This window comes from Pseudoalteromonas sp. 2CM39R (assembly GCF_023161845.1).
Genome location: NZ_JALNTM010000002.1, coordinates 537,218 through 563,345, shown reverse-complemented (window position 1 = coordinate 563,345; position 26,128 = coordinate 537,218). Strand labels below are relative to the sequence as shown.

27 protein-coding genes are annotated in these 26,128 nt (G+C 38.8%); 16 read left to right on the top strand and 11 right to left on the bottom strand.

The annotated features are described in order from the left end of the window. The first annotated feature begins 5 nt into the window (after positions 1-5). Positions 6-1,385 carry a lysine-sensitive aspartokinase 3 gene (gene lysC, locus MTF66_RS06655; RefSeq protein WP_248526832.1) on the top strand — a complete coding sequence of 460 codons (1,380 nt, stop codon included), beginning with the start codon at positions 6-8 and terminating at the stop codon, positions 1,383-1,385. On the opposite strand, the gene MTF66_RS06650 is transcribed toward lysC, so the two are convergent. After that, the gene (locus MTF66_RS06650) at positions 1,362-2,099 is read right to left on the bottom strand and encodes a 4'-phosphopantetheinyl transferase superfamily protein (protein WP_248526831.1); all 738 of its coding nucleotides are present in this window, start codon (positions 2,097-2,099) and stop codon (positions 1,362-1,364) included. The genes lysC and MTF66_RS06650 overlap by 24 nt on opposite strands. 148 nt (positions 2,100-2,247) lie before the next feature. Between MTF66_RS06650 and MTF66_RS06645 the strand changes: the two genes are divergently transcribed. Further along, a complete protein-coding gene (locus MTF66_RS06645) occupies positions 2,248-3,573 on the top strand; it encodes a sodium-dependent transporter (protein ID WP_055020819.1) in 1,326 nt (441 codons plus the stop codon). Between the two features lie 111 nt (positions 3,574-3,684). Here MTF66_RS06645 and MTF66_RS06640 read toward each other — a convergent pair whose 3' ends face one another. Both MTF66_RS06640 and MTF66_RS06635 read right to left on the bottom strand, forming a co-directional pair. Continuing rightward, positions 3,685-4,668, bottom strand: coding sequence for a 2-hydroxyacid dehydrogenase (locus MTF66_RS06640; protein WP_054561682.1), 984 nt, complete (start codon positions 4,666-4,668; stop codon positions 3,685-3,687). Next, complete coding sequence (locus MTF66_RS06635) at positions 4,634-5,149, bottom strand: glutathione peroxidase (protein WP_248526830.1); 516 nt, start codon at positions 5,147-5,149, stop codon at positions 4,634-4,636. The genes MTF66_RS06640 and MTF66_RS06635 overlap by 35 nt, the downstream gene beginning before the upstream one ends. Before the next feature lie 114 nt (positions 5,150-5,263). On the opposite strand from MTF66_RS06635, the gene MTF66_RS06630 reads away from it, so the two are divergent. Further along, positions 5,264-6,145: an NAD(P)-dependent oxidoreductase gene (locus MTF66_RS06630; protein WP_248526829.1), complete on the top strand. Its 882-nt coding sequence runs from the start codon at positions 5,264-5,266 to the stop codon at positions 6,143-6,145. A gap of 39 nt (positions 6,146-6,184) precedes the next feature. On the opposite strand, the gene sbcB is transcribed toward MTF66_RS06630, so the two are convergent. After that, on the bottom strand, positions 6,185-7,636 hold the full coding sequence (gene sbcB, locus MTF66_RS06625; RefSeq protein WP_248526828.1) for an exodeoxyribonuclease I: 1,452 nt from the start codon (positions 7,634-7,636) through the stop codon (positions 6,185-6,187). 138 nt (positions 7,637-7,774) lie between these two features. On the opposite strand from sbcB, the gene MTF66_RS06620 reads away from it, so the two are divergent. The 4 genes from MTF66_RS06620 to MTF66_RS06605 all read left to right on the top strand — a co-directional run bounded on the left by MTF66_RS06620 (position 7,775) and on the right by MTF66_RS06605 (position 12,352). Next, positions 7,775-8,971: a site-specific integrase gene (locus MTF66_RS06620; RefSeq protein WP_248526827.1), complete on the top strand. Its 1,197-nt coding sequence runs from the start codon at positions 7,775-7,777 to the stop codon at positions 8,969-8,971. 80 nt (positions 8,972-9,051) lie between these two features. Beyond that, entirely contained in the window at positions 9,052-9,888 is an 837-nt protein-coding gene (locus MTF66_RS06615) for a DUF2971 domain-containing protein (protein WP_248526826.1), read from the top strand. 273 nt (positions 9,889-10,161) lie between these two features. Then, complete coding sequence (locus MTF66_RS06610) at positions 10,162-10,911, top strand: Eco47II family restriction endonuclease (protein ID WP_248526825.1); 750 nt, start codon at positions 10,162-10,164, stop codon at positions 10,909-10,911. Between the two features lie 202 nt (positions 10,912-11,113). Further along, positions 11,114-12,352 carry a DNA cytosine methyltransferase gene (locus MTF66_RS06605; protein ID WP_248526824.1) on the top strand — a complete coding sequence of 413 codons (1,239 nt, stop codon included), beginning with the start codon at positions 11,114-11,116 and terminating at the stop codon, positions 12,350-12,352. Here the strand turns inward: MTF66_RS06605 and MTF66_RS06600 are convergent, their stop codons facing one another. The 4 genes from MTF66_RS06600 to MTF66_RS06585 are packed head-to-tail and all read right to left on the bottom strand — an operon-like array spanning position 12,353 to position 15,514. Next, on the bottom strand, positions 12,353-12,631 hold the full coding sequence (locus tag MTF66_RS06600) for a helix-turn-helix domain-containing protein (RefSeq protein WP_248526823.1): 279 nt from the start codon (positions 12,629-12,631) through the stop codon (positions 12,353-12,355). Then, the gene (locus MTF66_RS06595; RefSeq protein ID WP_248526822.1) at positions 12,631-13,683 is read right to left on the bottom strand and encodes a putative phage abortive infection protein; all 1,053 of its coding nucleotides are present in this window, start codon (positions 13,681-13,683) and stop codon (positions 12,631-12,633) included. Before MTF66_RS06595 ends, MTF66_RS06600 begins: the two co-directional genes overlap by 1 nt. A 1-nt stretch (position 13,684) precedes the next feature. Further along, entirely contained in the window at positions 13,685-14,869 is a 1,185-nt protein-coding gene (locus MTF66_RS06590; protein ID WP_248526821.1) for a hypothetical protein, read from the bottom strand. A gap of 30 nt (positions 14,870-14,899) precedes the next feature. Further along, complete coding sequence (locus tag MTF66_RS06585) at positions 14,900-15,514, bottom strand: LexA family transcriptional regulator (RefSeq protein ID WP_130167120.1); 615 nt, start codon at positions 15,512-15,514, stop codon at positions 14,900-14,902. A 190-nt stretch (positions 15,515-15,704) separates the two neighbouring features. Here MTF66_RS06585 and MTF66_RS06580 point away from each other — a divergent pair, with 190 nt between their 5' ends. The 8 genes from MTF66_RS06580 (at position 15,705) to MTF66_RS06545 (ending at position 21,902) form a co-directional block, all read left to right on the top strand. Next, on the top strand, positions 15,705-15,923 hold the full coding sequence (locus MTF66_RS06580; RefSeq protein ID WP_130167121.1) for a YdaS family helix-turn-helix protein: 219 nt from the start codon (positions 15,705-15,707) through the stop codon (positions 15,921-15,923). Continuing rightward, the gene (locus MTF66_RS06575) at positions 15,920-16,213 is read left to right on the top strand and encodes an AlpA family transcriptional regulator (RefSeq protein ID WP_248526820.1); all 294 of its coding nucleotides are present in this window, start codon (positions 15,920-15,922) and stop codon (positions 16,211-16,213) included. The genes MTF66_RS06580 and MTF66_RS06575 overlap by 4 nt, the downstream gene beginning before the upstream one ends. Before the next feature lie 11 nt (positions 16,214-16,224). After that, positions 16,225-16,626, top strand: a complete 402-nt coding sequence (locus MTF66_RS06570) for a hypothetical protein (RefSeq protein WP_248526819.1) — start codon at positions 16,225-16,227, stop codon at positions 16,624-16,626. 9 nt (positions 16,627-16,635) lie between these two features. Beyond that, the gene (locus tag MTF66_RS06565; protein WP_248526818.1) at positions 16,636-17,226 is read left to right on the top strand and encodes an SAM-dependent methyltransferase; all 591 of its coding nucleotides are present in this window, start codon (positions 16,636-16,638) and stop codon (positions 17,224-17,226) included. Between the two features lie 29 nt (positions 17,227-17,255). Further along, positions 17,256-17,537, top strand: a complete 282-nt coding sequence (locus MTF66_RS06560; protein WP_248526817.1) for a hypothetical protein — start codon at positions 17,256-17,258, stop codon at positions 17,535-17,537. Between the two features lie 2 nt (positions 17,538-17,539). Continuing rightward, complete coding sequence (locus MTF66_RS06555; RefSeq protein WP_248526816.1) at positions 17,540-19,969, top strand: replication endonuclease; 2,430 nt, start codon at positions 17,540-17,542, stop codon at positions 19,967-19,969. A 93-nt stretch (positions 19,970-20,062) separates the two neighbouring features. Continuing rightward, the gene (locus MTF66_RS06550; RefSeq protein WP_248526815.1) at positions 20,063-20,974 is read left to right on the top strand and encodes a hypothetical protein; all 912 of its coding nucleotides are present in this window, start codon (positions 20,063-20,065) and stop codon (positions 20,972-20,974) included. A 160-nt stretch (positions 20,975-21,134) separates the two neighbouring features. Further along, entirely contained in the window at positions 21,135-21,902 is a 768-nt protein-coding gene (locus MTF66_RS06545; protein ID WP_248526814.1) for a hypothetical protein, read from the top strand. Here the strand turns inward: MTF66_RS06545 and MTF66_RS06540 are convergent. The 3 genes from MTF66_RS06540 to MTF66_RS06530 form a co-directional block, all read right to left on the bottom strand. Next, the gene (locus MTF66_RS06540) at positions 21,888-22,130 is read right to left on the bottom strand and encodes an ogr/Delta-like zinc finger family protein (RefSeq protein WP_248526813.1); all 243 of its coding nucleotides are present in this window, start codon (positions 22,128-22,130) and stop codon (positions 21,888-21,890) included. The genes MTF66_RS06545 and MTF66_RS06540 overlap by 15 nt on opposite strands. Before the next feature lie 74 nt (positions 22,131-22,204). Then, complete coding sequence (locus MTF66_RS06535; protein WP_248526812.1) at positions 22,205-23,218, bottom strand: phage portal protein; 1,014 nt, start codon at positions 23,216-23,218, stop codon at positions 22,205-22,207. Then, complete coding sequence (locus MTF66_RS06530; RefSeq protein WP_248526811.1) at positions 23,197-24,972, bottom strand: terminase large subunit domain-containing protein; 1,776 nt, start codon at positions 24,970-24,972, stop codon at positions 23,197-23,199. Before MTF66_RS06530 ends, MTF66_RS06535 begins: the two co-directional genes overlap by 22 nt. 131 nt (positions 24,973-25,103) lie before the next feature. On the opposite strand from MTF66_RS06530, the gene MTF66_RS06525 reads away from it, so the two are divergent. Next, positions 25,104-26,105 (top strand): GPO family capsid scaffolding protein, encoded by a 1,002-nt coding sequence (locus MTF66_RS06525; protein WP_248526810.1) that lies wholly within the window; start codon positions 25,104-25,106, stop codon positions 26,103-26,105. Positions 26,106-26,128 lie beyond the last annotated feature (23 nt).

The following is a 26,128-nucleotide window of genomic DNA, read 5'->3' as shown; positions in this document are numbered from 1 at the left end:
ACGACATGAATACCCAATTAGCCGCCAACACAAAATCAGATTACGTTGTTGCAAAATTTGGTGGCACCAGTGTAGCTAACTTTGATGCTATGAGCCGCTGTGCAGAAATCATTTGTGCTGATAATCAAGTACGTATTGTTGCTGTGAGTGCCAGTGCAGGCGTGACCAATCATTTAGTTGCATTGTGTAAAGCTGATTTGAGTGCGGCTGAACGTGGCGAGCACATTACTGGCGTTGTCGCCATTCAAGAAGCTATATTAGCTGAACTGTCACTGGATGCTGATTTAGCACATGGCTTTAATGAAACGCTTAAGGCTTTTCAAAAGCTAGCATCAGACGGGGCTAAGTCAGTAGCAGATCAAGATGAACTACTGAGCTTTGGCGAGCGTTTGTCATCGTATTTATTTACTCAAGTATTACGCGGTCAAGGTCTTGATGCGGTGCGTTTTGATGTACGTAAAGTGCTAAAAACAGATAGCCAATTTGCTAAAGCTACCCCAAATGTTGCAGCAACCGCTGCGGCTGCTAAAGAGCATTTAGTGCCGCTACTTGATGACCATGTTGTGGTAACTCAAGGTTTTATTGGTAGCAATGAGCACAATCAAACGACCACTTTAGGTCGTGGTGGTTCAGATTACAGTGCTGCATTACTCGCTGAAGCAATTAACGCAAAAAGCGTGCATATTTGGACCGATGTTGTGGGTATTTTCAGTACTGATCCGCGTTTATGCGCTAAAGCAAGCCCAATTGCACGCTTAAGCTTTGATGAAGCGGCCGAAATGGCAACGTTTGGTGCAAAAGTACTGCACCCTGCAACCATTTTACCTGCAAGCCGTAGCCATATTAGTGTGTTTGTTGGTTCAAGCCGTGAGCCGCAGTTAGGTGGTACATGGATTGAAAAAGAAAAATCTCAGCAACCAGGTATTCGTGCCGTAACACAGCGTAAAAATCAAATTCTGTTAACGGTTAAAAGCCCAGAAATGCTCCTAGCGAGTGGTTTCTTAGCCCGTGTATTCACCATTTTAAGTGAGTTTAATATTTCGGTTGATTTGGTTACTACCTCCGAGATCAGTGTTGCAATCACTTTAGATAACGCACCAAATGCATCACGCCCTGAGCTTGATCAAGCATGTTTAGATAAGCTTTCTGAGTTTTGTCATGTGTCGGTTGAGAATAACCTAACGCTGGTGGCTTTAATTGGTTCTGAAATTCAATTACGTCAGCAAGAAATGAACTTAATGCAGGTATTAAGCGATTTTAATATTCGTTTAATTTGCCACGGTGCAAGTAAACATAACCTGTGCTTCTTAGTTGAGCAAAGCGAGTCAGATGAAGTCGTGCAGGCTATTCACAGCCGATTATTAGAAAGCCAAGTCGCGGCGTAAGTCATTAAAGTTAATAAAAGAGCACTGCCAGTCAGTGCTTTTTTGTGCCACAACACTTATATCAAACCCTTCAACAGAGTTACTACTCGCGCTGAAATTATGTTTGCTCAATTCTTCAAATACATTAGGAGCAAGTAGTTTCGCAATCGGCTGGGCGCTTGCTTTGGCAAGCGCCTCTTTTAATGTCCAAATTCTAAAAAAGCACTGTGCCTGTTCATCGGATGCATCAAAACGGCTAATTAAGTCAACTTCATCTTGATGATAAAAGTGCTTTGCGAGTTTGATAAAAGGGCGAGGCTTACTGCTTTGTTCAATATCAAAACCAAATCGCTGCTGTTCAGGGTTAAGGGCTGCGCCAATTAAACCATTTGAATGTGATAAACAGGCCCACACAGGTTCTCTGCGTTTTGTATGTAATTTGAGCTTACTGTCTTTGTCATCAAACTGGCTCGATATTTCATTGAGGGCTAAATCATCATGAGGGTAAGCATGTTGATACAAATACTTTAACGTTAGGCGAGTCGCTAAGTACTCTTGCTTGGCGCTAGGAACTTTGCGTTTTTCAAGCACACTTAATTCAAACTCACTGAGTAATTTATCAACGGGTAAACTTGCAACATCAATACGTGCTGCATCCATCAGCATAATTTTTTTGGCCGTTGTTTGGCTTTGCTGCTCGATGATAAGAGTGTTCGAAAAGTAGTGACTGCTCATGGTTTAACGCTTACACGAAGGCTCGTATTTAGTTTTGTTTATTTTTACAGCAGATGCACATTTATAGGCACGAACAAACGCAAATAGTTTACGCAGTTGACTGTAATTATGGTTTAATGAGGAAAAATAATAACAGATTTGTAGATGTATGGCACAAGTTCGTGACGGCTTTCAAAGTCGATTAGGTTTCGTTTTAGCAGCTTCTGGTGCGGCGGTAGGTTTAGGTAATATTTGGGGCTTTCCAACACAAGCGGCAAACCATGGCGGCGGTGCATTTTTACTTGTTTACTTCATTGTTATCTTCTTATTGGCGCTTCCGGCTCTTTATACTGAGCTGTATTTAGGCCACCAAGCGCAAGCGAATCCAGTAAAAGCATTATCTAATGCATGGCAAGACACAGCACCTAAAGTGGGTGCTGCAGCAGGCTATATTGGCCTCTTTGGTGCGGTTGTGATGTTAAGCTTTTATTCGATAGTTGCTGGGTGGATGCTGGCTTATGCGCTTGAGCCAGTCGCAAGCTTCTTTGGTTTTACTGAGTTAAGTAACTTTTTACACAGCGACTCTATGGCACGTAATTTTGTGTTTACGCCACTGATGCTTATCCTTACAGCGAGTATTATTTTAAAAGGCGTTAAATCAGGTATCGAAACTTGGTCACGTCGCTTAATGCCATTATTGCTAGTGTTATTAGTGGCATTAATTGCTTATATCGCTACCTTAGACGGTGCGATGGATGGTTTTGCAGCCTATTTAGTGCCAGATTTTAGTCAAATTCTTGATGCAAACTTAATTATTGCGGCAATGGGGCAAGCGTTCTTTTCATTGTCGTTAGGTGTTGGTTGTATGATGGTTTACGGCTCTTATTTAAAACCAGATGCGAACCTGCCTAAACTAACCGGCACTGTGGCACTGCTTGATACCGGTGTGGCCTTTTTAGCGGGTTTATTGATTATTCCGGCTATTTTTGTTGCTCAACATAACGGTGTAGAGGTATTTAGCGGCGGTAAATTGGTGGGTGAAGGGCAGTTAATTTTTGCAATTTTACCTGAACTGTTTAGCACGATGGGCCAAGTGGGTTTACTCGTTGGCTTATTATTTTTTGTATTAATGTCGATTGCCTCAGTGACATCAACCATCTCATCGACTGAAATTCCAGTGGCATTTTTAGTTGAGAATCACAGTGTAGAGCGCAAAAAAGCGACCTTATTTGTAACGCTAATCGTGTTTATTGCCTCGTCACTGATTATCTTAAACTTTGACTGGTTATTTGGTTTAGTCATTATGGTACTGACACAGTACCAATTACCTTTAATGGGACTGTTCTATTTCATTACTGTTGGCTGGTTATGGCAGCGTGGTAATAAATTGCATCAAGTATCGAGCGGCCCCCATTATTGGTTTGCCCAGTATATTCGCTTTGTTTGTCCGCTATTAATGACGGCGGTTTTTGTGAACGTAGCGTTGTTGAAATAGAGTCTTGAGTTGCTAGTTGCTAGTTGCTAGTTGCTAGTTGCTAGGGAAAAGGAAAAAGTAAAAGGCGTGGGGTTTAAATCTCACGCCTTTTTAATTTAAGGTGCGCTTGCTTTAAATAACTTCGTTAGTTAATGGTAAACCTTGGCTTATTTCATTGGCACTTTGTAATGTGGTGCAAGCGATTTCGCTAAGTGCTTCTTGGGTGAAGAAGCCTTGATGGCCTGTCACTAACACATTCGGAAAGCTAATAAGGCGTGAAAAAATATCGTCTTGCATGATTTCTTCACGGTGATCTTTAAAGAATAACTCTGACTCTTGCTCATACACATCAAGCCCTAGGTGTCCGAGCTTTTTAGACTTGAGCGCTTGAATACATGCTTGGCTATCAAGAAGTGCACCACGAGAGGTGTTAATCAGCATGACACCGTCTTTCATTTTCTCAAATGCGCTAGCATCAATTAAATGATGGGTATGCTCGTTGAGCGGGCAGTGCAATGAGATGACATCACTTTGTGTAAGCAATGTGTCTAAATCGCATAGGGTGTAAGGGCCTTCACCAGCCATAGGGTCGCACACGAGTACCTTAGCTCCAAAGCCATTTAATATATTTACCAGCGCTAAACCGATTTTGCCACAGCCGATAATCCCAATAGTTTTTTTAAACAGATTAAAACCAAGTAAACCGTTTAAATCAAAGTTGCCTTCACGTACGCGGTTAAAGGCTTTATGGGTTTTTCGGTTGAGCGTTAGCATAAGGGCAATACAATGCTCTGCTACTGCTTCTGGGCTGTAAGCGGGCACGCGGCAAACCTTGATGTTATGCTCTTTGGCAGCATCAAGGTCAACATTATTAAAGCCTGCACAACGTAATAAGATTGCTTTAATGCCAACAGCCGCCATATCTGCAATGACGTGTTTGTCGACCGTATCGTTTACAAACACGCACACTGCATCAAAACCTTGGCAGAGGGGCGTGGTATTGCTGTTTAAGGATTGCTCAAAATAACTGAGCGAAACAGACTCAGCGTATTCAGTTAGATTCCTTTCAAAAAACGGTTGCTCATACTTTTGCGCACTGAATAAGGCCAGTTTCATCATTTAAATTACTCTCTATCACCATTTTGAGGGTTTCGGGTTTGGTGCGCGGGGCATATCGCGCAACGAGTTGACCCTCTGAGTTTATAAGAAATTTGGTGAAATTCCATTTAATTGCACGGTTTTGTGCAATTCCACGGGTATGACACTTTAAATAATTAAATAAAGGATGGGCGTCTGGGCCGTTGACTAACACCTTGTTAAAAATAGGAAAGCTGACATCAAAGTGTTGCTGATAAAAGGCTTTAAGCTCATTGCCATCAAGTGGCTCATTGTGGCCAAATTGATTGCAGGCAAAACCGAGTACGGTAAATCCTTGCTGTTTATATTCTTGATACAGCTTTTCAAGACTTGCCACTTGAACTGAAAAATTACATTTGCTGGCAATATTGACGATAAGCGCTGTTTTTCCTTGTAACGATTCAAGGCTAAAGTGTTCACCAGAAGCAAGCTGGGCATTGAAACGATATATACTATCCATGTTTTACCTGTGTGTTTTTAAACGGTTTAAATGAACTTTTTTTCATTCGCTTTTTAGTTATTCGGTTGAGATAATGAAATTGTTACTAATTTATCACTCAAATAGGTCAGTTTTATGTCAATGAAAGTCGCCTTCATCGGATTAGGTGTAATGGGTTACCCAATGGCGGGTCACCTTGCCAACGCAGGTCACAGTGTGACAGTTTACAATCGCACAACGGCTAAAGCGCAAAAGTGGGTTTCAGAGTATCAAGGTGAATATTCTGAAACGCCAAGTGAAGCCGCAAAAGGGGCTGATATTGTTTTCATGTGTGTAGGCAATGATGATGATTTACGTTCAGTTGTTTATGGTGAAAATGGTGTGCTGGCAAGCATGCATGAAGGCAGCTATTTAGTTGACCACACTACAACATCAGCTGAAGTGGCACGTGAAGTGGGTACTCAAGCGAAATTACAAGGCATCGCATTTTTAGATGCGCCGGTTTCTGGCGGCCAAGCAGGTGCAGAAAATGGTGTATTAACTGTGATGGCTGGTGGCGACGAAGCTGACTTTAATGTTGTTCAACCTGTCATGGCAGCTTTTAGCCGTTTTAGCCAATTATTAGGTGAAGTAGGTTCTGGTCAACTTTGTAAAATGGTAAATCAAATTTGTATTGCTGGTGTGGTTCAAGGCTTGGCTGAGGGTTTACACTTTGCAAAACAAGCTGGCCTTGATGGTGAAAAAGTAATTGAAACCATCTCTAAAGGCGCTGCAGGCTCATGGCAGATGGAAAACCGCTACAAAACAATGTGGGCTGGCGAATACGAATTTGGTTTCGCTGTTGATTGGATGCGCAAAGATTTAGGCATTGCTTTGGATGAGGCAAAGGCAAACGGCGCAACTTTGCCGATGACGGCAACGGTTGATCAATATTACGCCGATGTACAAGCTTTAGGCGGCGGCCGCTTCGACACTTCTAGTTTATTAGCGCGTATCGAAGCGTTACATAAAAAGTAATATTCATAAAAAACGCGACAATAATTGTCGCGTTTTTTATTACATGCTTTGTGCGTAATTGTACAACGCTTTTAAAATATGCAGGTTCTTCTCGTTATCATCATTTTCATGAGCCAGATTTTCTAGGGTGATCATGAAATCTTGGCCACTGATCGACGGGCTATCTTCACCATGCATTAGCTTGTTTTGGCAATATTGGCGCCAAGTGGCTAATTCATCTTGGCTAAGAGTGTGTGGCCAGTTTCGAGCGCGGTATCTAAATAACAAGGTAGCAAACTTTTTATCATCAAAATCAAGCTGCATTGAGGCTAACTGCTCAGGGCTTGCATCACGTATCATAGCAAATTTTGCTTTATCAGCATGGCTGGTAAAACCATCATAAAGTTGATAGTCAGGGTTAGTGGTTTCGCCGTAATCACGTTGTTCGTTAAACACTTCGGTTACTTTGTCGCGAAGCTCAGTGTTGGCTTTTAAAATAGCGAGATTTTGTAAGCACTTTTCTCGGTCAATACCTAATCGGGCTGCGTTCTCTGGTAACAAGGTTTTTGCTGGTGCAAGAATAGGGCATTTATTTAAATGCACGAGTTTTAAGCCTACCGGTGCTTCGTCTTCGCCAAGGTCGCTGTGTTTTGTGTAAAGGCGCGTTCGTAGCTCTTCAACTGATAAATCTAATAAGACTTGCGGATCTTCAGTTAAATTAAAGCAAATAATGGCGTTTTTATTGACTGGGTGAAAGCTCATTGGTGCAATCCAGCTGGTGCAGCCTTGGCTTGCTGGAATTCGTGATGAGGTGTGCACCAATGGTGTCATGTTAAACACATCAACTAAATCAGCCAGTGCTTTTTTAGAACGTAAGCTAAAGAAAAACTGATACAACTTAGGTTGTTTTTCTTTTATTAATTTTGCCAACGCTATGGTTGCCGTTACATCACTTAATGCATCGTGAGCGGCAGCGTGTTCAATGCCATTGGCAACGGTTAAATGCTCGAGCTTAAAGCTCGGCGTACCGTCTTCTTTGAGCGGCCACTCAATGCCTTCTGGGCGTAGTGCATAACAGGCACGCACTAAATCAATAATATCCCAGCGGCTATTATTGTTTTTGTATTCACGCTCGTATGGGTCATAAAAGTTACGATATAAGCTGTAACGTGTGACTTCATCATCAAAACGGATACTGTTATAGCCCGCAACACAGGTATTAGCTTGGCTAAATTCAGCATGGATCTTTGCCATAAACTCAGCTTCGACTAAGCCTTTTTGCATCGCAACTTGCGGGGTAATACCCGTTATTAAACACGCTTCAGGGTGGGGCAAGTAATCGGCTGCTGGCTTGCAATACTCAATTAACGGCTCACCAATAATATTCAAATCGAGATCGGTACGAATACCTGCAAATTGACTCGGGCGGTCTTTTTGCGGGCTTGCGCCAAATGTTTCGTAGTCGTGCCAGTATATCGTAGGGGGTGTGTCGTAGTATTCTCTGTTTGCCATGCAATATCCTAAGCCTTTAAATTCAATACATTTGGGCTTGTTTTTAGTTCTTCTAGTTACTTCGTGTTTCTTGCAATGATCTCAAGGTGTGTATAGTATCGTGTATAAATTTTTTTGTAAGTGTGTATAAAAAATTAAATGCCGTTAAGCGATACCAAACTTCGAAATTTGTTAGGCAAGAACCAAGAGCCCAGCACATTATCGCACAGAGATAGCCTTAGTGTAAGGATATCAGCAAAAGGAACGATCACTTGGCAATATCGTTGCCGAGTCGACGGCAAACAAGTGATCATCACACTTGGTCGTTATCCTGGCCTTTCTATTAAAGAAGCCCAATCGTACATACCACAGTTTCAAAACTGGCTCAGTCAAAAGAAAGACCCTCGCATTGAATTAAAGCTAATGCGTAACAATGCAAAGGGCTTACCCACAATGGCTGAAGTTGCTCATGAATGGGTGGTTACTCGTGTGCCAGACCTCAAAGAAAAAACGCAAACACTCTACAAAAACCATGTAAAGAAATGGGTGGCTCCTTACTTAAGAGATAGAGCCTTACCTGTCGACAATATGACTATTCATGACTGGGTAAAGTATTTTGATATGGTAAAGCGTGATGGCAGTGCTAAAACCGCCGGTACAATTTTAACACGTATAAAGTCAATATTAGGCTGGGCTGAAAAGCGAGGCCTAGTGCAACCTTTTAATCCGGTGTTAAACCTAAATGTAAGTGACGTTGGTGAACAGGCGAGTGTAGGCCAACGAGTTTTACAGCTAGATGAAATCGCCAAACTTTGGTTGCAGATTGAATCAACCAGAGCAACATTAGCAACCAAGTCTTGTTTGCAACTTATTTTCATAACAGGCGCGCGGCAGTCTGAGATTCGTTTAGCTAAGTGGGAACATTTTGACTTTGAGAATGATGTTTGGACAGTACCACCAGAAAATTCAAAAACGAATAAAGCTATAAGGCGCCCAATCTCTAGTTTGATGAAAGAAATCCTGAACAGGCTTGCAACAGTTTACGGGAACTTTGAATACATAATACCAGGTAGCAACCCACGAAAACCGATGACCACACATAGCATTAACCGTTATTGTTGTCGCGTTTGGGAACAGTTATTTGAAAAATACAACATGCCTAAATTCATACCACATGATGCACGCAGATCATTATCTACATTATTGAGCGAACATGGTGTTGCACTACATGTAACAGAAAAGATGCTCGGACATACGATGCGTGGTGTTATGGCAGTCTACAACAAACATGATTGGATGAATGAGCAAAGGGAAGGGTATGAGTTATATTGTAAGTTGATAATAAAGTATTTTTAGTCTATTCAATTTTAACTGAATTAAAGCTACCTAGATATGGTATAACAATTCTATATATTTTTTGTTCTACAAGATTGAAAATGTCAGAAAAAATAGCTCGCTACTTAACTCCTGCAAAGTTCCAATGGTTATTGGAAGATAGAGGAATTTATTTTTCTCAATTGTCACAGCAATCAGATAAAGCTGATGGTACTAATGATGCTAATCTCATAGTAGATTTGTTGTTCAATTACGCAGAAAAAAAGAGCAAAGGAGATTTAAATGTAGATAGTATTTCAAAAAATGAATTAGCTACCTCCTTAGCCTCAATGAATAAATACGAAAGAGATATCATATGTATTTCTTCTTGGTATTTAGGTGATTGTGAATCTGAGTACATGTGGAATAATTACGCAAAAGATATTAAAACTGGCGAAGTTGGTGTATGTATCATTAGTAGTACTTCTAAAATAAGGTATAGTATCCCAGATGATCTAAGCGCTTTTGTTGAATTAGATAAAATTGATTACAATTCATCTAAGAAAGCAATATCTATTGGAAGAAACTACTATTACAAAGATGATGCATTTGCAGATGAATGTGAGTTTAGGCTCGCCTTCTCTCTAATGCAGTATTCTTTAGTCACAGGTTTTGAACACCCTCTAGTTCCAAAAGTCACAATAGGTAGCAATCTTAAACCTTCTAGTGAAGAATTTTTAAAAGATTATGTTAAATCTCCTGATACATTTCTCTCCCAAGAATTAGTAAAGCAGAAAGGGGATATTGGTTTTATTCTTAAATTGGAGCTCGAGGACATTATTTCTGAAATAAGGTTACCTCCTAATTGTAGTGAGGAACATCAAAAATATTTTCAGAAACTTATTGATGAATCAAACTACAATTTTAAGTTAACACATTCACATTTAGATGCCCTTTGATATCTCATCGTGTATCTGGAAACTTAATTTCTTCCTATGACATTATAAAAGTATGCTGATTCGCTTTAAGCGGTTTTAGTCTTGTTTTTAGAAACTACAAGCTTACTATCTATCAATTTGACGGTTTTGAGGTTACTCAAGAGTTAAAGCAGAAGCTATTCTATTTAGCTTTTGTAAATTGCCATTAAAATTCACAGGCTAAAACTTTCAAGCTGAATTAGATAAATATTTAAATAAAAAGATTTTTTGAGTTGCAAAGTAAAGGAATTATTTATGAACGACAAGTACGGCTTAACATTTATTTCTGATGAAAACTTATTTAACCATGTAAAAGAGACTATTGAAAAGTATAGATTTTCTATCAATTTAAAAGAGTTTAATAAAAACTTAATCGACCCTATAAAATTAACTTTTGACTCTAAAATCTATAACAAATCAATAGAAGAAATTATTGAGTCAGAATCTTTGAGGCAAATAGACAAATCCAACACAAACCACATAGGTTATTTTCATCAAAATATTTTTAAGTTTTTTGATGGTTGGGTTGTCCCTCCAAAAGGGTTTGACACCATGAATGAAGATAAAAAGATCTTCGTTGAGATGAAAAATAAGCACAATACAATGAATTCGTCTTCATCACAAAGAACTTACATAAAGATGCAAAACAAGATTCTTCGAGATGATGAAGCAACGTGTTACCTTGTAGAAATAATTGCAAAAAATAGCCAAGACATAACGTGGAAAATCAGCCTTGAAGGTGAGCAAGTTTCTAATAAAAACATTCGTCGCACATCAATTGATAAATTTTATGAGATAGTTACGGGTGAACCAAATGCTTTCAAAGACTTATGCGAACAAATTCCAAAAGTTATTAGTGATGTAATTGAATCAGGTGAAGTAAATAAAACTCATAACTCAGTGTTTGACGAACTAAAAGCACTATCCCCAGATCTTCTTAAAAGTATCTACTTACTTTCATTTGAGAGATATCAAGGGTTTGATGATTTAAACTTAGTAAAGTAATACGAAGTTAGCTTTCTATTTTTATCGTACTAAATTGATGGCTATCTAACAGAAAAAAGAAGCAATTTTGTTCGCTTCTTTTTTTGATAAAGATTTGAACCGTTATGGGTTCTCAATTGTGTAGGGTGTGATGCTATATTTATCTTACCTTCGGTTTCTTTTTCAGTATAATTAAACAGTAGTTTTAATCGCGGTAAAGTACATGCTTAATTTAGAGAAATCCCCAAACAGTTTTAGTGCAGAGTTATTAGCAGACATACTATCTTTGCCAAAACGTTCTATTGAATCAAAAATAAACAAAGGGGAGTTAATACCTTGTTCTGAAAATAATTTAATTCCAATTGAACAAGTGAAGCACTACAAGGAGATTAAAAGCTTTCTTGAATCTAAGTGGGAAGCCGAGGAAAAAATTAAGCCTAATAGAACCTATAACCTTGTTGAACTGTTTGCTGGAGGTGGTGGTTTAGCTCTGGGGATGGAATCGGCAGGTTTTAATAGTGTATTGCTTAATGAACTAGATAAACATGCATGCAGTACCTTACGTCATAATAGGCCTGATTGGAATGTTATAGAGGGCGACATATCACAAGTTGACTTCACTAAAATTAAAGAGCCGATTGATGTTCTAACTGGCGGTTTCCCATGCCAAGCATTTTCTTATGCAGGGAAGAGTCTTGGCTTTGAAGATACGAGAGGTACTTTGTTTTTTGAAATGGCAAGAGCCATAAAAGAAATAAACCCAAAGGTTTTCATGGCAGAGAATGTTAAAGCCCTTCTTAATCATGATAATGGAAGAACCCTTGACGTTATTAAGAATGTAATTGATGAGCTTGGGTATGTATTAGTCGAGCCAAGAGTATTAAAAGCAATATTCTATAAAGTGCCACAAAAACGTGAAAGATTGATACTAATAGGAATACGTAAAGATCTAGTTAATAAAGCTGATTTTATTTGGCCTTCACCTTATAAGAAGGTGTTAGCCCTTAAAGATGCTTTATATAAAGGTGAACTCTACAACTCAGACGTTCCTGAGTCATCAGGGCAGCTTTATCCTGAAAATAAGAAGGCGATAATGAAGCATGTACCTCCAGGTGGTTATTGGAGAGATTTACCTGATAAGCTTCAAAGAGAGTATATGAAAGCTAGCTACTTTTTAGGTGGTGGTAAAACTGGAATGGCTCGTAGACTATCTTTATCAGAGCCAAGCTTGACCCTTACAACAGCTCCCGCTCAAAAACAGACTGAAAGATGCCACCCTATAGAAACTAGGCCTCTACAATCTAGGGAGTATGCCAGAATTCAGACATTCCCTGATGATTGGGAGTTTAAAGGCCCGCTTTCTGCTATTTACAAGCAAATTGGAAATGCAGTTCCTGTGAATATGGCAGCTGCTTTAGGGCGAGCCTTGGTAAGGCTATTGAATGATATAGAAAGTTCTTAGCTAATAATTTAACGTTTCTTTAATTCTTTCAAGATTATTAATTACCCAGTTTTTGTCTATGGCTCCCCAAGAACGGATCTCGTAATGACCGTTCTTGGTTGCCCCTTCATATATACACTCAATATCTAATTCTTCCAAAGCGATAATTGTATCTTGAGCGGTTCTGCGTGGGATTTTTATCTCAGCCATTAGTTTAGGAATTGTATTAATTCTACTTTCTATTAAACCTGCAATTAATAGCCTTCGATAAAATGAGCTTTTTGTTTTACTTATATCCATCAGTTATTTCTTTCTAAATTAATATCTTCTTCTTTACAGTTGGTAGCTTTTTCATTTTCGCAATAGCTTGATATTTGATTATTCCTACCGAAGGCGGATTTATTTACCTCTCCGTTACAGTTAAAAGAAATATATTCATCAACTTCAATTGTTTCTAAAAAGAAAGTAGGGTTGTTTACTCTAAAAATTGATCTAAGTTCATCTTTGCCTCGGACATATGTAATATCTAAGTGCTCAAGTAATTCAAAATGAATAACAAGCTCTCTAAATTGTCCTTTATCAACTTTTGGACATAAACAGTTTAGAAATAGAAGAAGCAACTCTTGATTAGATAACTGAGCTCTTAATATGTTGCTATATTTTTTTTGTTCTTGAACGTTTTGTACACTATCTTTTATCAATTTCAGAACTTGGTAGAGATTTCTGAAATAGATACCAAATTCTTTATTTTCATACCTATAAAAAACATTAAATGTATTAATTATAGATTTTTCACCATTTGATTGTGAACTTTTAACATTCTTATGCGCATCGCTAATAGAAGTAAGTAACCTATTAATATAAAAGATCCCTGGTTTAGCATCTTTGCTACTTCCAGCACTATAATGATCTATATTCAGCTCCTCTTTAATTCTTACATATGAACCGGAATAGTCGTATGAGAAGTTATCTAGTAGACGACTGTGTAATTCCAGCATATTAAAAAATGTGGTTTCAAAGCTCTGTACAGCAAGTAATTTTGCTTGTTCTTCTAACGCGGTTGCTGAGTTGGCAAGTTCATTGCGAGTAAGAGCTAGTTCCTGATTGCTGACTTGTAAAGCCTTTTCACTTTGCTCTAGAGCTTTCTTATTTTGCATTAACGTATAAGCTATTAAAATTAAACTAAGCAATGCAAATGTAGGGTTTAGAACGCCCCCGAAAAAGTCGCCAACTGCGCCCCAATCACCAATAGTTTGAGCATAACCAAAACCGAAATTATCTACGTAAAATAAAATGGCAGTTATTCCTATTACAACCGCTAAACAAAAAATTAGTAGTATCATCCGTTTCATGTTAAGAGCCTTTCTTTAGTGAAGAGAATAATTTGGTTAATTGGTCCATACCATCAAAAGTGCTAGGTAAATTCTCAGAGTCACTTGTAATTCCACTGAATATTAAGTTTTCAAACTTTTCTAATGGGTTAGATGTCTCAGTTCGAACATCTTTAGAGTATTCAGAATAACTTTGTATAAATTGACAGAGCGTTTGCCTAAGTTCAATTTGTAATATTTGTGCTTCAATTGATTTATAGTTATGCAAAACGACTCTGAAAAAATATATTAGTAATAACTCTAATGAAATTAATGGGAATAGTGATAGCAAGTGGTTTAGAAAAGAAATATTTTGTGAGGTGTTCACGCCATGAAAGAAATAAACTACAGATCCAATTAATGGTAGAGCTAATATCGATGAAGCGAGGACAAGCAAAATAAACAATGTTGATTTTGCGTCAACTTTCTTACTCTTAGCTAAATCATTGAAGCCTTTATATAGTCCTACAAAATTAAAGGCATTCTCATGCTTTTCTAGAGTCTTCTGTAATGCATTTACATTATTTTGTTTTTCAATTAGTCTTGATTCAAAACTTGAAATCTTTTCATTTAAACTATCAGAGCAACTTTGAATTTTATCTAATGTTTCTTTCGCTAAATTGGTTTTCTCATCAAAATTTGAAAATAATGAAAATTCATCAGAATTGAATAGATTTTTTAAAACATCGTAAGGAACGGAATAAATAATGTAATCTATATGCTTTCTAACGTCATTACTGAAAGTTTCATTTTTGGAGTTAATAGCAGCATTTAGTTTTATTTTTCCTAACATTGTATCGTTAAAAAGGGTCGAATATATCTCTTGATTATTTCTTTTAAAGTCAACTTCATAAAGAATTCTCAGCGTACATAAATAAAGTATTTCAATAGGTCTTTGCAAATCCACATAATCATTTTCTAACCTGTTGAAATATTCACATATTCTTATAAATTCTTGTAGGTTTTCAGATTGAGGAATAATGTGTTGATCCCAAGTTTTTGGGTGATTGAAGATTTCTTTTACAATTGCCAAAGAATCTACTAATAAACTCATTAATTCATCAGTGACCTCATGATTAGCACTAAGACTTTTCTTACCTTCTTGACTCCAATAACGGCTTAACAGCTTTTCCAGAATGCTTAGGTTTTTTGCTTTTTCAAAAAACATGTATTAGTCCTTTAATTATATATTTCTAAGTTACAGAGATTTACCAGTAAAAATTACTTTCCCTACCAACGTGCAGTTGCCATTGATGGGGATGAGTTGCTCGGGCCAGTTGGGGTTGGCGGCTTTGAGGAACTTTTGATTGCCTTCGATGATCAGCTGTTTGAAAGTAGCTTGGTTGTCGTCATCTAAACGAGCTACAACATACGAACCGTGGATACATTCTGCTTCGGGATCAACAAATATTAGGTCGCCATCATTAAACTTAGGCTCCATGCTTATTCCTTGAACCTTTAGAACAAATGACTGTTCACTGCAATTAACAGGGCAAAGGAATCTTTCAGCATCCACAGGGCTAACTTCAGAAATATCTGACCAAGCACCAGCTTGAACCCAACTTATTAGCGGAAGTTGGTGTTTAGCAATAGGTGTTGATGTTGCATTATCTAGTTCACCTATTCCAAATTGAAGGTACTCAGGGGTACATTTTAGTGCTCTAGCAAGCGACTCTATATTTCTAGGGTTCTTGGTTTCACCCTTTTCTAGTTTTTGAATAGAATTTTGCGCTACACCAACGAGTTCGGCTAATTGATATTGAGTAAGATCTAAAGCTTTCCTTAGCTTTTTCACACGATTAGCAATATCCATATCATCTCCAAAAGTTGTTAAATATAAACACTTTAATTAGTTGTTCGAAAGATTATCACAACTTAAAGTGGTTTAGGTCAAATATCTATTATTGGTTATATATTCTTAAATACAACAAATAGTGGTTTACAAACCACTAAAAGAGATCTTAATATATACCTAAAGTGGTTAGCCATTGAAGGAGATGAGAATGTCAGCAATTGAAAAAGCTATAAAGCTAATTGGTGGGCAGACAAAACTTGCAAAAATTTTAGGAACAAAGCAATCAGTTGTATTTCATTGGGTGCATCGTCATGGCCAAGCCCCAGCTAAATACATTCCACGTATTTCTGAATTAACAAACGGCGAAGTATCGGTAAACGATTTACTGGCCGATCACCAAAAATGCAACAAGGAGAGTGCCGCATGAATACTAAACAAGAAATAGTGAATTTAAACATTCATCCAGATGCAAAGGCTATGTTGTTTGCTTTGCTTCAAGAGAACTTAGCTTTACGTGAACAAGTAAAAGAGCTAGACGAAAAACTAGTTGATTCAAAAGAAGCTATGCAGTTGCTTGGTTGTGGTCGTAAAAAGTTTTGGGAGCTATCAAAAGTTGAAGGGTTCCCGCTGCCTGTCCAGTTCGGAAAATCAAACTACTACCGTGTTCAAGATTTAGTGAAGTTTAGAAACCAGTACCAACAAAACGTAAACAGCTAGGAGCATTGATCATGGCAAATTCTTTAGCACAGAGTGATGAAAAAAATGCAGTTCAACTTGAAGTTGTTGAAGGGCGAAAATTACCAAAAGGCCTTACTGAAATTAAAGCATTGATGGGTGATACAAAGCGTACACCTGGTTACCTATTTGATGCAGTTTTGACAGAACAACAGCGAAAGATTGTTTGTTTTGCTGCAGGGCTTAAACAACGTCACATAAAAATGAGCTTTTACAAGTTTGATGTTCAAGAACGCAAAGCCGTACATAAGGCAATTTTGAATTTACAAAGTATTGTTGCCACGTTTGCTGATGCAAATGTGTTGATGCCTGAAAAGTTTGAACGCACTCAGCCTAAGTTTGAGGTAGTTCCGCACTTGGTTGCTGAGCAACAAACTAACACTCAAACACATTAAGGATTGATCATGAGCTCAACTAATCGCGGAACTGTGCGCAATGCTGATGATTACTATGTAACACCACATTGGCTTATTGAAGATTTTTTAGCGGCCTTCGCTGAAAATAACATTTTGCTTTGCTCACCAGATGAATACCCAAGAGTACTTGACCCAAGTGCAGGTGGCTGTGACAAGTTCGAAATGAGCTACCCCACTGTATTAGAAAAAGAGGGTTTCTTGGTTGAAAGTTGGGATATTCGGAATGATTCACGCGCAGAGATTAGAGGCCGTGATTTTTTAACAACGCCAAGTGCATTGCTGCCAACATTCGACATGATCATCACTAACCCGCCGTTTAAGTTAGCGCAAGAGTTTACAGAAAAAGCGCTTGATATGGTTGATGACCATGGCTTAGTAATTATGTTGCAACGCTTAAATTGGTTAGGTAGCCAAAAGCGTAAAGCAATGTGGCAAAACTTACCGCTTGCGGCCGTTTATGTTCACAGTAAACGACCAGGTTTTAACCCAGAAAAACCAAGTCAAACAGACTCTACCGAATACGCCCATTTTGTATTTTGCAAAGGCTATCCAGCCGCAGCAGAAATATTCGTAATTTAACAAAATCCACACCCTAAAGGACTAATAAAATGACCTCTATCAAAGACCAAGATCTATCTAAAAATCAGTGTTTAGTACGCAATATCGTATTACATGCAGTAGACCAAGTTAACTTTACTTTAAAAAACTTAGGTAAGCGCCCAACGTTTGCCATGTTGATTGAGTGCGAAAACTGCCTGACAGATTTAATACCGGTGATCAAACTAATTGTTGATGACTACCCTGAGTATGCGCACGTTTATCACCAAATGACTAACGCACTGGAAGCGGTACAGATTCATGAAGATGTAAGCTTGATTGAGTTTGCATAGCAATGCTAACAAACCATCCTCTTGATTTAGAAACCCTTAGACTATCGAGCATAGCTAAGGGTTTAATTTCCTCTATAAGTGATATAGACAATCACAACTTCTTAGCGCGAGGCTTACAAAATGTGCCTGTACCACTACAAAGCCGTATAGCCCGCAAGTACATTGACCGATATAACCAAAAGAAAGCAGGGAGTGAATACCGGGCTAATACATGGTTGCGCCGCACTATAAACAGATTAAAGCCACGTTTTGGCGTGTTGTTCAGTATTACTCAAAATATGCCATTGCCGTGGCATATTTTAAGTAGTGTTGAGAAAACAAAAAAACATGCGGGTGATTTGGCAATTGAGTGTGTACAAATAGCACTTGATGTAAGCGAAGAGCACCAAACATTGGGTTATGAGCAAATACTTAGATTTACCTATGAAGCCGTAGCAGAACATGCAAAAGCGATTGGTGTAAACGTGCCATTTTATGCCATGCGTGATGATGACTTACCCAGTGAGTGTTTTGAAATTGCCATACTTAAAATGCAGTGTGATAAGTGGTGGGCTCGTCAATTAAAAACTCTTCGCCGACAATTTATAGAGTTATTAGAAATAGCCACAGGGCAGGTGGGTAAAGACCTTTATCACGACAAGAAAAACAATAAGTTTAAACGCCGTGGTATTAGCCCTTACTCATCTAAGCAAGCACAACGTGAATTTAGCTTTGCGCAAGCAAGCGGGCGTCAGTTCCTTGAAATGATGGAGCTACAAAGCAGTGACGGCGATGTAATTGACCTAATTGAAGCGGTTAAAAGCGGAATGGCAAACCCAGCTAACCGACGTAATGAGTTAATGCTGCGTATTCGTGAGACTGAAGAGCTCGCCGACGAAATGGGATATGTAGGCGTATTTTATACAATTACTTGCCCTGCAAAGTACCATGCAAATTCAGCCCAGTGGCAGGGCACAACTCCTAAAGATGCACAAAGCTATTTAACTCGCACTTGGGCAAGAGCTCGTTCTAAATTGAACCGCCGTGACTTTAAATACTTTGGTGTACGCGTAGTTGAACCCCATGCAGATGGTTGCCCGCATTGGCACATGATGCTTTTCATGCCTAAAAACAAAGTACAAGAAATCAATGCAATTTTACGTTGGTACTTTATTCAAGAAGATAAAACCGAGCTTTATAACCGTTATGGTCCTGAGTTAACCCGAGTCAAAGTATTTAATAAATGGGTGAATGTAGATAAAGAGGGCATTCACCTGAAGCTTGTTGAAGCGTGTGTTCCTTATCGTGCTAATACAGAGAAAGCCCGTTTATTTAAGATTTATAAGCAAAAGCGCCAAGAGTGGGGCTTTAAAAAAAGCCAAGGCAAAAAGGCCAAAGAGCCAAGCAAGTTTTATCGCACTTTTTCCCCGCGTTTTGATGCTGTGATCATGGATAAAAACAAGGGTAGTGCTGCAAGCTATATTGCTAAGTACATCAGTAAAAACATTGATGGTTATGGTGTCACCGATCATGAAGACGCTGAAACAGGTGAAAGCTTAACAAGCCAGGTTAATCCTGTTTTAGCTTGGGCAAGTACGTGGAATATCCGCCAGTTTCAGTTTCAAGGTTCACCAAGTGTGACGGTTTATCGTGAGCTACGCCGTATGCGTACAACACTTGATGATGATGAGTTTGAGCCAATACGCCAAGCAGCTGATGCAGCAAACTGGAAAGAATACGTAAAGCTGCAGGGTGGTATGTGTATTGGCCGCGATGCAAACTTTAAAACCCATTACGAAGAAACCCCACAAGGTAATGACTACGCAGAATTGGTGAAACGCATCAAAGGCGTTTATCGCACCCTAAACAATAACCAGTTAATAACTCGATTAGTCGAGTGGACCAGACAACTCAAAGGCACAGCAGAGAAAACCGCGGCTAAGGACAACACCAACGTCGGCGTAGCCGACCTATCTTGGACTAGTGGTAATAACTGTACGCCCATAGCCACGGGCTCTAGGGACGAGTTGTTACTTGATATGGTGGGTTATGACAAAAAAGAGATCGAGCAGGTTAAAAAGGATCTAATTTCAGGTAAAAGGATCAGGCGAAACGACCAAATTTATCAAATAAGGAATGGTCAGTTGCAGGTTCTGGACGAAGTAGACCAACTGAAACATGAAAAACGACTCGCTATTGAATATCGAGCGAAAACACTCGCCCAAAAATCGGGTAGTTGGCATGTAACCGATGTAAATAGACAACAAGCAAAAGAGTTAATAGATCTTGCATACACATATGCCGAGCATGATGGCCGTGACTCATTAATTGAAACAAGGAATAAGAATGGGCTTGTTGCAATAGGGGACTGGGATTTGGCGCTGTTAGTAAAAAACGATCAAGCTTCTGCTGTAAGTGAGAGTAATTGGTGGTCAATAAGTTCGATAGCCTAATGTGGTTAAATACGAATTTTCATACATGTAGAATCTTGAACAAATAAAATCACATACTATATTTTAACAAATGTAATCAAAAAGGAGTTTGTAATGAAAAATTATATTGTGGTTTTATTTATAGGTAGCTTAGTTGGATGCTCTTATTTTATCCCTCCAAGAGAACACCCAATGCTCACAAATAAGTTTGATGAACAGAGTGGATTCGTTGTTTCCGCCACCGATGCTAATAGGAGGGTAGCACTTATTAATTTAAAAAGTGGCCAAGTCTGTGTTGAGCCACCGCCAGAAGCTGCTAATACTATTTCAGAAGCATTTAGTGCACTTTTTAAAGCTGATATAGAAAATAAAGCAGATATAGCTACTAGTTTATCGCAGTCCATTACACAAAATATCACCCAACTTTATCGAAGGTCACAAACAGTCCAATTATTCAGAGATAGTGTTTTTTCGATTTGCCAAAATGCAATCAATGGTCAGTTAAAGATAAGCCCAGAGACAAATTCGAAGCTATCTGGTTCTGAATTTGAAGAAGTTAAAAAAGATATAAATGATTTAAAGGATAAAGTGATAAATTTCGAAGAAGAAAAGTTTCAAAAGTTTTTAGGTACAGGTGAGTTTAATATAAATGATTTATATAATTTTTCTTCGCTATCAATCGACGATAACAATGATGAAAATGAAACAAAAGAACTTACTCGTAAGAAAGAAGATATAAAACGAATCATGCGGGATAATTTATACAAGGATGAGTATGTAAGGCAGGTTTCAACTTTACTATCTCAATCATATATTTCTCTACAAGGAGAGTTTAAGTATTTTTATGATACTGAAAGGCTAAGGTTTATTGCTGAACTTGCCAAGCCAGTACAAGTATGTAGTAATGTTCCAATAAAATTAGAAAACGATAAAGTGTATCATAAGCAGGTTTGTAAAGCCGAGGTGCCAAAAGAATTGGCTCCTTTAATTGAAAAATTGATAAAGGCAATCGCAAAAGAAAAATAATTTGACCAAAAAGTTACCAGCAAGACAGCGTAACTTATCAAGATACCTTATAAGTTACTTTTTGTAATAGCCAGCTTAACCGCTGGCTTTTTTTTATGCGTAGAATTACTATTGAATGATTTAAAATATTAAAGATATTCATAGAAATGGACTTAGTAGAATGCTGAAAAAGTTAGATAAATACATGGATAATTTAAAATCACCATATTTAGAAGTGTATTTTTGGATCGTCGTCATAGCTTCTGCTATTGCTGGGACAACTGTTATTTTTATTGATCCTATGGGGTTGGCAAGCAAGTTTGGTAATGCAGGTAGCTTCTTGGGTGGCTTATTTACCATTGCAGCGGTATTTGTTGCGGTGATTGCGTATAAATCGAACATTAGAAGTCACCATAACAAAATAATTTTAGAGGCTTTTGGTGAGTTATCTATAGAAATTATTCCAAAATTGTTAAAGACAATAGAAAGTGACTCTAGAAAGTTAAGAGTTGATGTTTATAAACTAATTAATGGTAATTCTGATGTCAGTAAAGAGGTAAGTGATAGAGTTAAAAAAAGATTTTACACTTTAGAAGAATTAAAAAATAAAATTAAAGTAAAGATGAACTACATCAATGTATATTCTAATAACCAGAAGGGTTATCCAGAGCCATTCAAGGAATTGATCAATATCATTAATGAACAACTTAAATTTTCATATTATTTGGTAAATGAAGATAAAGACTTACGAGATCCTATTGAACTAAAAAAATATTTAGAATGGGTTGAGGAAGGATTGTCAGAAATAGACTTTTATAATAAATATATTAAAAGAAGTGTAGAGTTAAAAGGCGGCTTAACGATTCAATGTGATAAAAATGAATTGAGAGTTAGATTGATACAGATTAGAGATAATTTATTTGAAAGTATCAAATTAAAGCCCCATTAATTCTAATTGTTGCTCGCGCGGTAAGTTTTTAAGAAAAGAAGCGGCGAGTTCTGCCGTTGTTTGGCGTGGTGGGTTTAGGTAATGTTTAAATGCCAGTGTACTAACAAACGTTGCCCCACAGTTTTTAACATCAGTACATGATATATAGAGATCAGCTACATGGGTTGATTGGTTTTCTCTTGATGAAATAGTCGCTTTACTTCCACAGTTTGGACATGTTACCCGCATAGCATTACCTATATAAATAACTTAGATATACTGTGATTATATACAGTATATCTATCTATAACAAATAAGGTGTATTAAGCTGCTGGCTCTAAATCAAACTTAAGTTTTAACTTGCTACCTATCTCAGGATCTTGTTCAACAGCATCAACCACGTTTTTGATTAACGGTTTTGTTTCGTTTTTAAAATACATGGCATCGTATTTAGTCGGGTCGCCAAGGCCTGCGGTGTTAGATGGAATAATGCCAGATAAGCCAGGCGGAAAACGGTGAGCGTTCAGCACATCTTGTGCTGATACGTTCTTAACGTTCATAAACTCATCTTTACTTTCAAAGTTACCGACAGGGATTATTTGTAAGCCTTTTTCTTTACCGTTAGGAATATTCACGAACAACGAACGGAAATTTCCCACGCCCTTACTATCCTGAATTTTCTCTTTGATATCGTCTTCAACTTCAGGGTCTAAGTTAGGATCAGTGGCATACATTATAAACCCCATGTGGGCGCCGTTGATGTAGTATTTACGGCGAAACAGGGTCGCATCTTCATTTAAAAGCGTCGCTTGTAAACCACCTAAGTAATCAGGGCAACCATATACTTGTTGAACAGGATCATACTGTTTAATCCAAATGATATCGCGGGCTTTGTATTTTCTCATTTGATTGTTACGTTCAAGCACTACGGCGCCACCATCACCAGCCGCTCGAGTGCGATAACTTGGCAACGGGAATAATCGCACCGGTTGCTTAAAGCCGTTGCGAATTTTAAGTAAGGCCACATCACCAAATTGCACTAGATTTAAAAATGCAGCCTGTACTTGTTGGGCACTCATACCGCCCGATATATAACGACCAGCTGCCATATTGGCACGGCTTACTACAATGCCGCCGTGCTGGGCATTGCGGCGAGTAAGATTTGCTAATAAATGACGGTCTACGGGTGGCTCCCAATAACCGTCCATATCGTTATAAAACAGCGAGTCATAATCGGTTAGCCACATATCTGGCATAACTTGTTCGGGTAAGCTGAACACAACGGGCGCATGTTTGGCTTGATCAGGTGTTTGGTTTAGTTCTTCTGCATGGTCCATCGTGATTTTCTCTTAAATGCGTGGTTAATTGGTTCGTTGATCACGGCATGACTAATTGCAAAGAATACGTCTGCATGACCTGTGGTGTTATCGCGGCTTGCCTTAAAGGTAATTGCGCCACCTGTCTCTGTGCTGGTTTTACGAATGGCTAGGCAGCTCATGGCAATGTCTTTGTGTGATGCATCCCATTCAATCCGGTTTGCTTCTACTAAGTCGATCATTTTAAGCACTAAACGAGTTTTGCTGGTTACGCTGTAATGAATAGCTTGGGCTTCGCGCGGGTAAAGAGTTTCTATTGAATCAAATACACCTGCACCAATGCCTGTGGTATCAACACCAATATAAGTGACGCGATACTTTGCGTATATTTTTTGAATCTCACTTACATGGTGAGCGAAGTTCATTCCACGCCAATAGTGTTTTTCGAGCACACGGAATTTTTCACCGTCTTTTTTAGGTGGCGCTACTACAACTAATGTGGCGTTATCGCGAGTGCGTGAAGGGTCGTAACCTAGCCATACCTCACGGTTACCAAATGGCTGTGCTGCACTTGGTTTGTGATCTTGCCAACGGGATGCATCGACCATGCATTTTTCAAGGTCGCTGAATTTAAATATACTGTCTGCATCATCAACAAAGATGCACATAAACAGGTTATTAAAGTCATCGGCATTGTATTCATCGCGCAGTTCTTCAATGTCAAAGAGGTCACAACCCCCGTTTTGTGCATCAACAATGGTTACTACATAGCGCCATTGTTTATCTGGGCAGAGCCTGCCGCCATCGCGTAATTCATCAAAACTAGGAAACTCGATTTCTTCACGTTCAGCACGGCCTTGTCGCCAGTGATCACCCGTCCAAAAGGTATAAGCGGGGTGTGCTTTTGTTGACGGCGTTGAAAAGTAAGTTTTACGCCACTTTTTATGGGTTGCCATGGCACTGGCAAGTTTATTGAGCTCGTTAAACTTACCTATCCAAAAATACTCATCTATATAAACATGGCCGTGGTAACTTTGCGCCGTTTTGCTATTGGTACTTAAGAACCGTAGCTCAGCATCACCGTGTTTTGTGTGTAAGTTAATTGGGTTACCGGTTAACTCAATCTCAAAGAACTCTTGAGCAATAGCCACAATGTAACTGCGGAAAACCTCAGCTTGTGCGCGACTGGCCGACAAGAATATTTGCGGATCACCACTTAACACCGCATCTTTAAGTGCTTCACCTGCAAAGTAATAGGTTGCGCCAATTTGACGGCTTTTAAGAATGTTTCGAATACGTTGATGCAAGTTTGCATGCATCGTTTTTTGGTATTCAAACAGTGAGTCGTACCAGGTGCCAAAATCTTCTTCGGTTAAATGGCTTACATCATTTTTACGTTTGCGGCCTTTTGGCTTTGAGTTGCTTCTACCGCTTGGTTGATTTGAGTTGGCCTGACTATTTTGAGGTTGCGGATTTTTTGCAGCTTCTTCTTGCGCACGTTGTTTTTTAAGCTTTACATGCTTTTCAATAAGCATGTCGAGTTCTTTTATTTGATTACCTGTTTTATCACTAATATCAGTTAAACAAACAATGCGCCTTGCAATGGCTTCGTCGACTTCTTCTTCACGCAGTAAGTCGCGCCAGCTATATTTATCAGCCCAGTAATAAACAACACGATCATTAGGCAAGTCTAATTCGCTACGAATTTCACTTGGTGTGTAGTGTCGTAAATAAAGCCGCTTTGCTGCTTCGCGTATTTCCGGTGAATAAGCCATTTAAGTGCTAATTACTCATGTAAAAATTGATAACTAGCGACAGTGTATTCATTTATAATAAGCTTATAACTGACTAAAAAACCTACCTTTTCCTAGAACCTCAATCTAGGAATTTCTAAAAACCAAACCGAATGAAACGCCCATTTTTTAGGGCTATGCTGCGCTTAAATATTGGTTTTAAGCAACACGGCAAACAAATGGCAAAGCAATCAGGTTGGGTAATTGCAGCAACAGAAGGTGCAACGGTAGACGGTCGCACCATTTCAAAAGAGTGGATTAATCAAATGGCCGAATCATATTCGGTTGATGAATATACCGCGCTTATTTGGCCTGAGCATTTTCGTTCAAGTTGGGGACCAACTGAGGGCAAAAACTGGGGCACTGTTGACGAAGTTAAAGCCGCTAAAAAAGGTGGCAAGTTACGACTGTTTGTGAAAATTACCGCTAACGACTATCTGCTTGCTGCAAACAAAGACGGCCAAAAGCTGTTTATGTCTATTGAGCCAAACCCAGACTACAAAAGCGAAGGGCGTTGTTATTTACAAGGCCTTGCCGTTACTGATTCGCCAGCAAGCTCTGGTACCAGCCGTTTAAAATTCTCAATTGGTGATAATGAAGCTGAACACGAATATAGCCAGCTTGAAACGCTTGAGCACAGTGATTTTGTTTTCACCAGTTCAGAACAAAAGGCAGATATTACAGCCGACAAGCAAGAAAAAGCGCTCGGCCTGTTTGCCCAAATAGTTAAGTTATTTTCTACGGATCAGCAATCAGTTGATCAACAAGATGAAATCACCGAGGAAGAACCCATGAAACAAGAACAGTTTGATGCCCTAATGGGTAAGTTTGAAGGATTAGAAACCAAGGTGACAGACCTTGAAACTAAATTCAGCAAACCGCCAAAAGGCGAAGAAAAGCCACCAAAGGCCGAAGAAACCCCGCCAGCCGCAGAGACTGAAGGTGATAAAGGCGCAGCAGGTGTCACTTCTGAGCAATTCAGTCAGCTTTTAGAAAAGATGGATGGCGTTAGTCAAAAGGTATCCGGCCTAGAAAGCAAATTTAACGCGCTTAGCCAAGAGCAAGAAGACCAAGAACCTAACCCAACAGGCGGCGAAACCGTAGACCTGGTTTAACCCAGTTCTTCTTTTTATTAATG

What these genes read in the sequence shown, in the direction of transcription:
- lysC (WP_248526832.1), top strand. Translation starts at nt 6, where the DNA reads ATGAATACCCAATTAGCCGCCAACACAAAATCAGATTACGTTGTTGCA.
- MTF66_RS06650 (WP_248526831.1), bottom strand. Translation starts at nt 2,099, where the DNA reads ATGAGCAGTCACTACTTTTCGAACACTCTTATCATCGAGCAGCAAAGC.
- MTF66_RS06645 (WP_055020819.1), top strand. Translation starts at nt 2,248, where the DNA reads ATGGCACAAGTTCGTGACGGCTTTCAAAGTCGATTAGGTTTCGTTTTA.
- MTF66_RS06640 (WP_054561682.1), bottom strand. Translation starts at nt 4,668, where the DNA reads ATGAAACTGGCCTTATTCAGTGCGCAAAAGTATGAGCAACCGTTTTTT.
- MTF66_RS06635 (WP_248526830.1), bottom strand. Translation starts at nt 5,149, where the DNA reads ATGGATAGTATATATCGTTTCAATGCCCAGCTTGCTTCTGGTGAACAC.
- MTF66_RS06630 (WP_248526829.1), top strand. Translation starts at nt 5,264, where the DNA reads ATGTCAATGAAAGTCGCCTTCATCGGATTAGGTGTAATGGGTTACCCA.
- sbcB (WP_248526828.1), bottom strand. Translation starts at nt 7,636, where the DNA reads ATGGCAAACAGAGAATACTACGACACACCCCCTACGATATACTGGCAC.
- MTF66_RS06620 (WP_248526827.1), top strand. Translation starts at nt 7,775, where the DNA reads ATGCCGTTAAGCGATACCAAACTTCGAAATTTGTTAGGCAAGAACCAA.
- MTF66_RS06615 (WP_248526826.1), top strand. Translation starts at nt 9,052, where the DNA reads ATGTCAGAAAAAATAGCTCGCTACTTAACTCCTGCAAAGTTCCAATGG.
- MTF66_RS06610 (WP_248526825.1), top strand. Translation starts at nt 10,162, where the DNA reads ATGAACGACAAGTACGGCTTAACATTTATTTCTGATGAAAACTTATTT.
- MTF66_RS06605 (WP_248526824.1), top strand. Translation starts at nt 11,114, where the DNA reads ATGCTTAATTTAGAGAAATCCCCAAACAGTTTTAGTGCAGAGTTATTA.
- MTF66_RS06600 (WP_248526823.1), bottom strand. Translation starts at nt 12,631, where the DNA reads ATGGATATAAGTAAAACAAAAAGCTCATTTTATCGAAGGCTATTAATT.
- MTF66_RS06595 (WP_248526822.1), bottom strand. Translation starts at nt 13,683, where the DNA reads ATGAAACGGATGATACTACTAATTTTTTGTTTAGCGGTTGTAATAGGA.
- MTF66_RS06590 (WP_248526821.1), bottom strand. Translation starts at nt 14,869, where the DNA reads ATGTTTTTTGAAAAAGCAAAAAACCTAAGCATTCTGGAAAAGCTGTTA.
- MTF66_RS06585 (WP_130167120.1), bottom strand. Translation starts at nt 15,514, where the DNA reads ATGGATATTGCTAATCGTGTGAAAAAGCTAAGGAAAGCTTTAGATCTT.
- MTF66_RS06580 (WP_130167121.1), top strand. Translation starts at nt 15,705, where the DNA reads ATGTCAGCAATTGAAAAAGCTATAAAGCTAATTGGTGGGCAGACAAAA.
- MTF66_RS06575 (WP_248526820.1), top strand. Translation starts at nt 15,920, where the DNA reads ATGAATACTAAACAAGAAATAGTGAATTTAAACATTCATCCAGATGCA.
- MTF66_RS06570 (WP_248526819.1), top strand. Translation starts at nt 16,225, where the DNA reads ATGGCAAATTCTTTAGCACAGAGTGATGAAAAAAATGCAGTTCAACTT.
- MTF66_RS06565 (WP_248526818.1), top strand. Translation starts at nt 16,636, where the DNA reads ATGAGCTCAACTAATCGCGGAACTGTGCGCAATGCTGATGATTACTAT.
- MTF66_RS06560 (WP_248526817.1), top strand. Translation starts at nt 17,256, where the DNA reads ATGACCTCTATCAAAGACCAAGATCTATCTAAAAATCAGTGTTTAGTA.
- MTF66_RS06555 (WP_248526816.1), top strand. Translation starts at nt 17,540, where the DNA reads ATGCTAACAAACCATCCTCTTGATTTAGAAACCCTTAGACTATCGAGC.
- MTF66_RS06550 (WP_248526815.1), top strand. Translation starts at nt 20,063, where the DNA reads ATGAAAAATTATATTGTGGTTTTATTTATAGGTAGCTTAGTTGGATGC.
- MTF66_RS06545 (WP_248526814.1), top strand. Translation starts at nt 21,135, where the DNA reads ATGCTGAAAAAGTTAGATAAATACATGGATAATTTAAAATCACCATAT.
- MTF66_RS06540 (WP_248526813.1), bottom strand. Translation starts at nt 22,130, where the DNA reads ATGCGGGTAACATGTCCAAACTGTGGAAGTAAAGCGACTATTTCATCA.
- MTF66_RS06535 (WP_248526812.1), bottom strand. Translation starts at nt 23,218, where the DNA reads ATGGACCATGCAGAAGAACTAAACCAAACACCTGATCAAGCCAAACAT.
- MTF66_RS06530 (WP_248526811.1), bottom strand. Translation starts at nt 24,972, where the DNA reads ATGGCTTATTCACCGGAAATACGCGAAGCAGCAAAGCGGCTTTATTTA.
- MTF66_RS06525 (WP_248526810.1), top strand. Translation starts at nt 25,104, where the DNA reads ATGAAACGCCCATTTTTTAGGGCTATGCTGCGCTTAAATATTGGTTTT.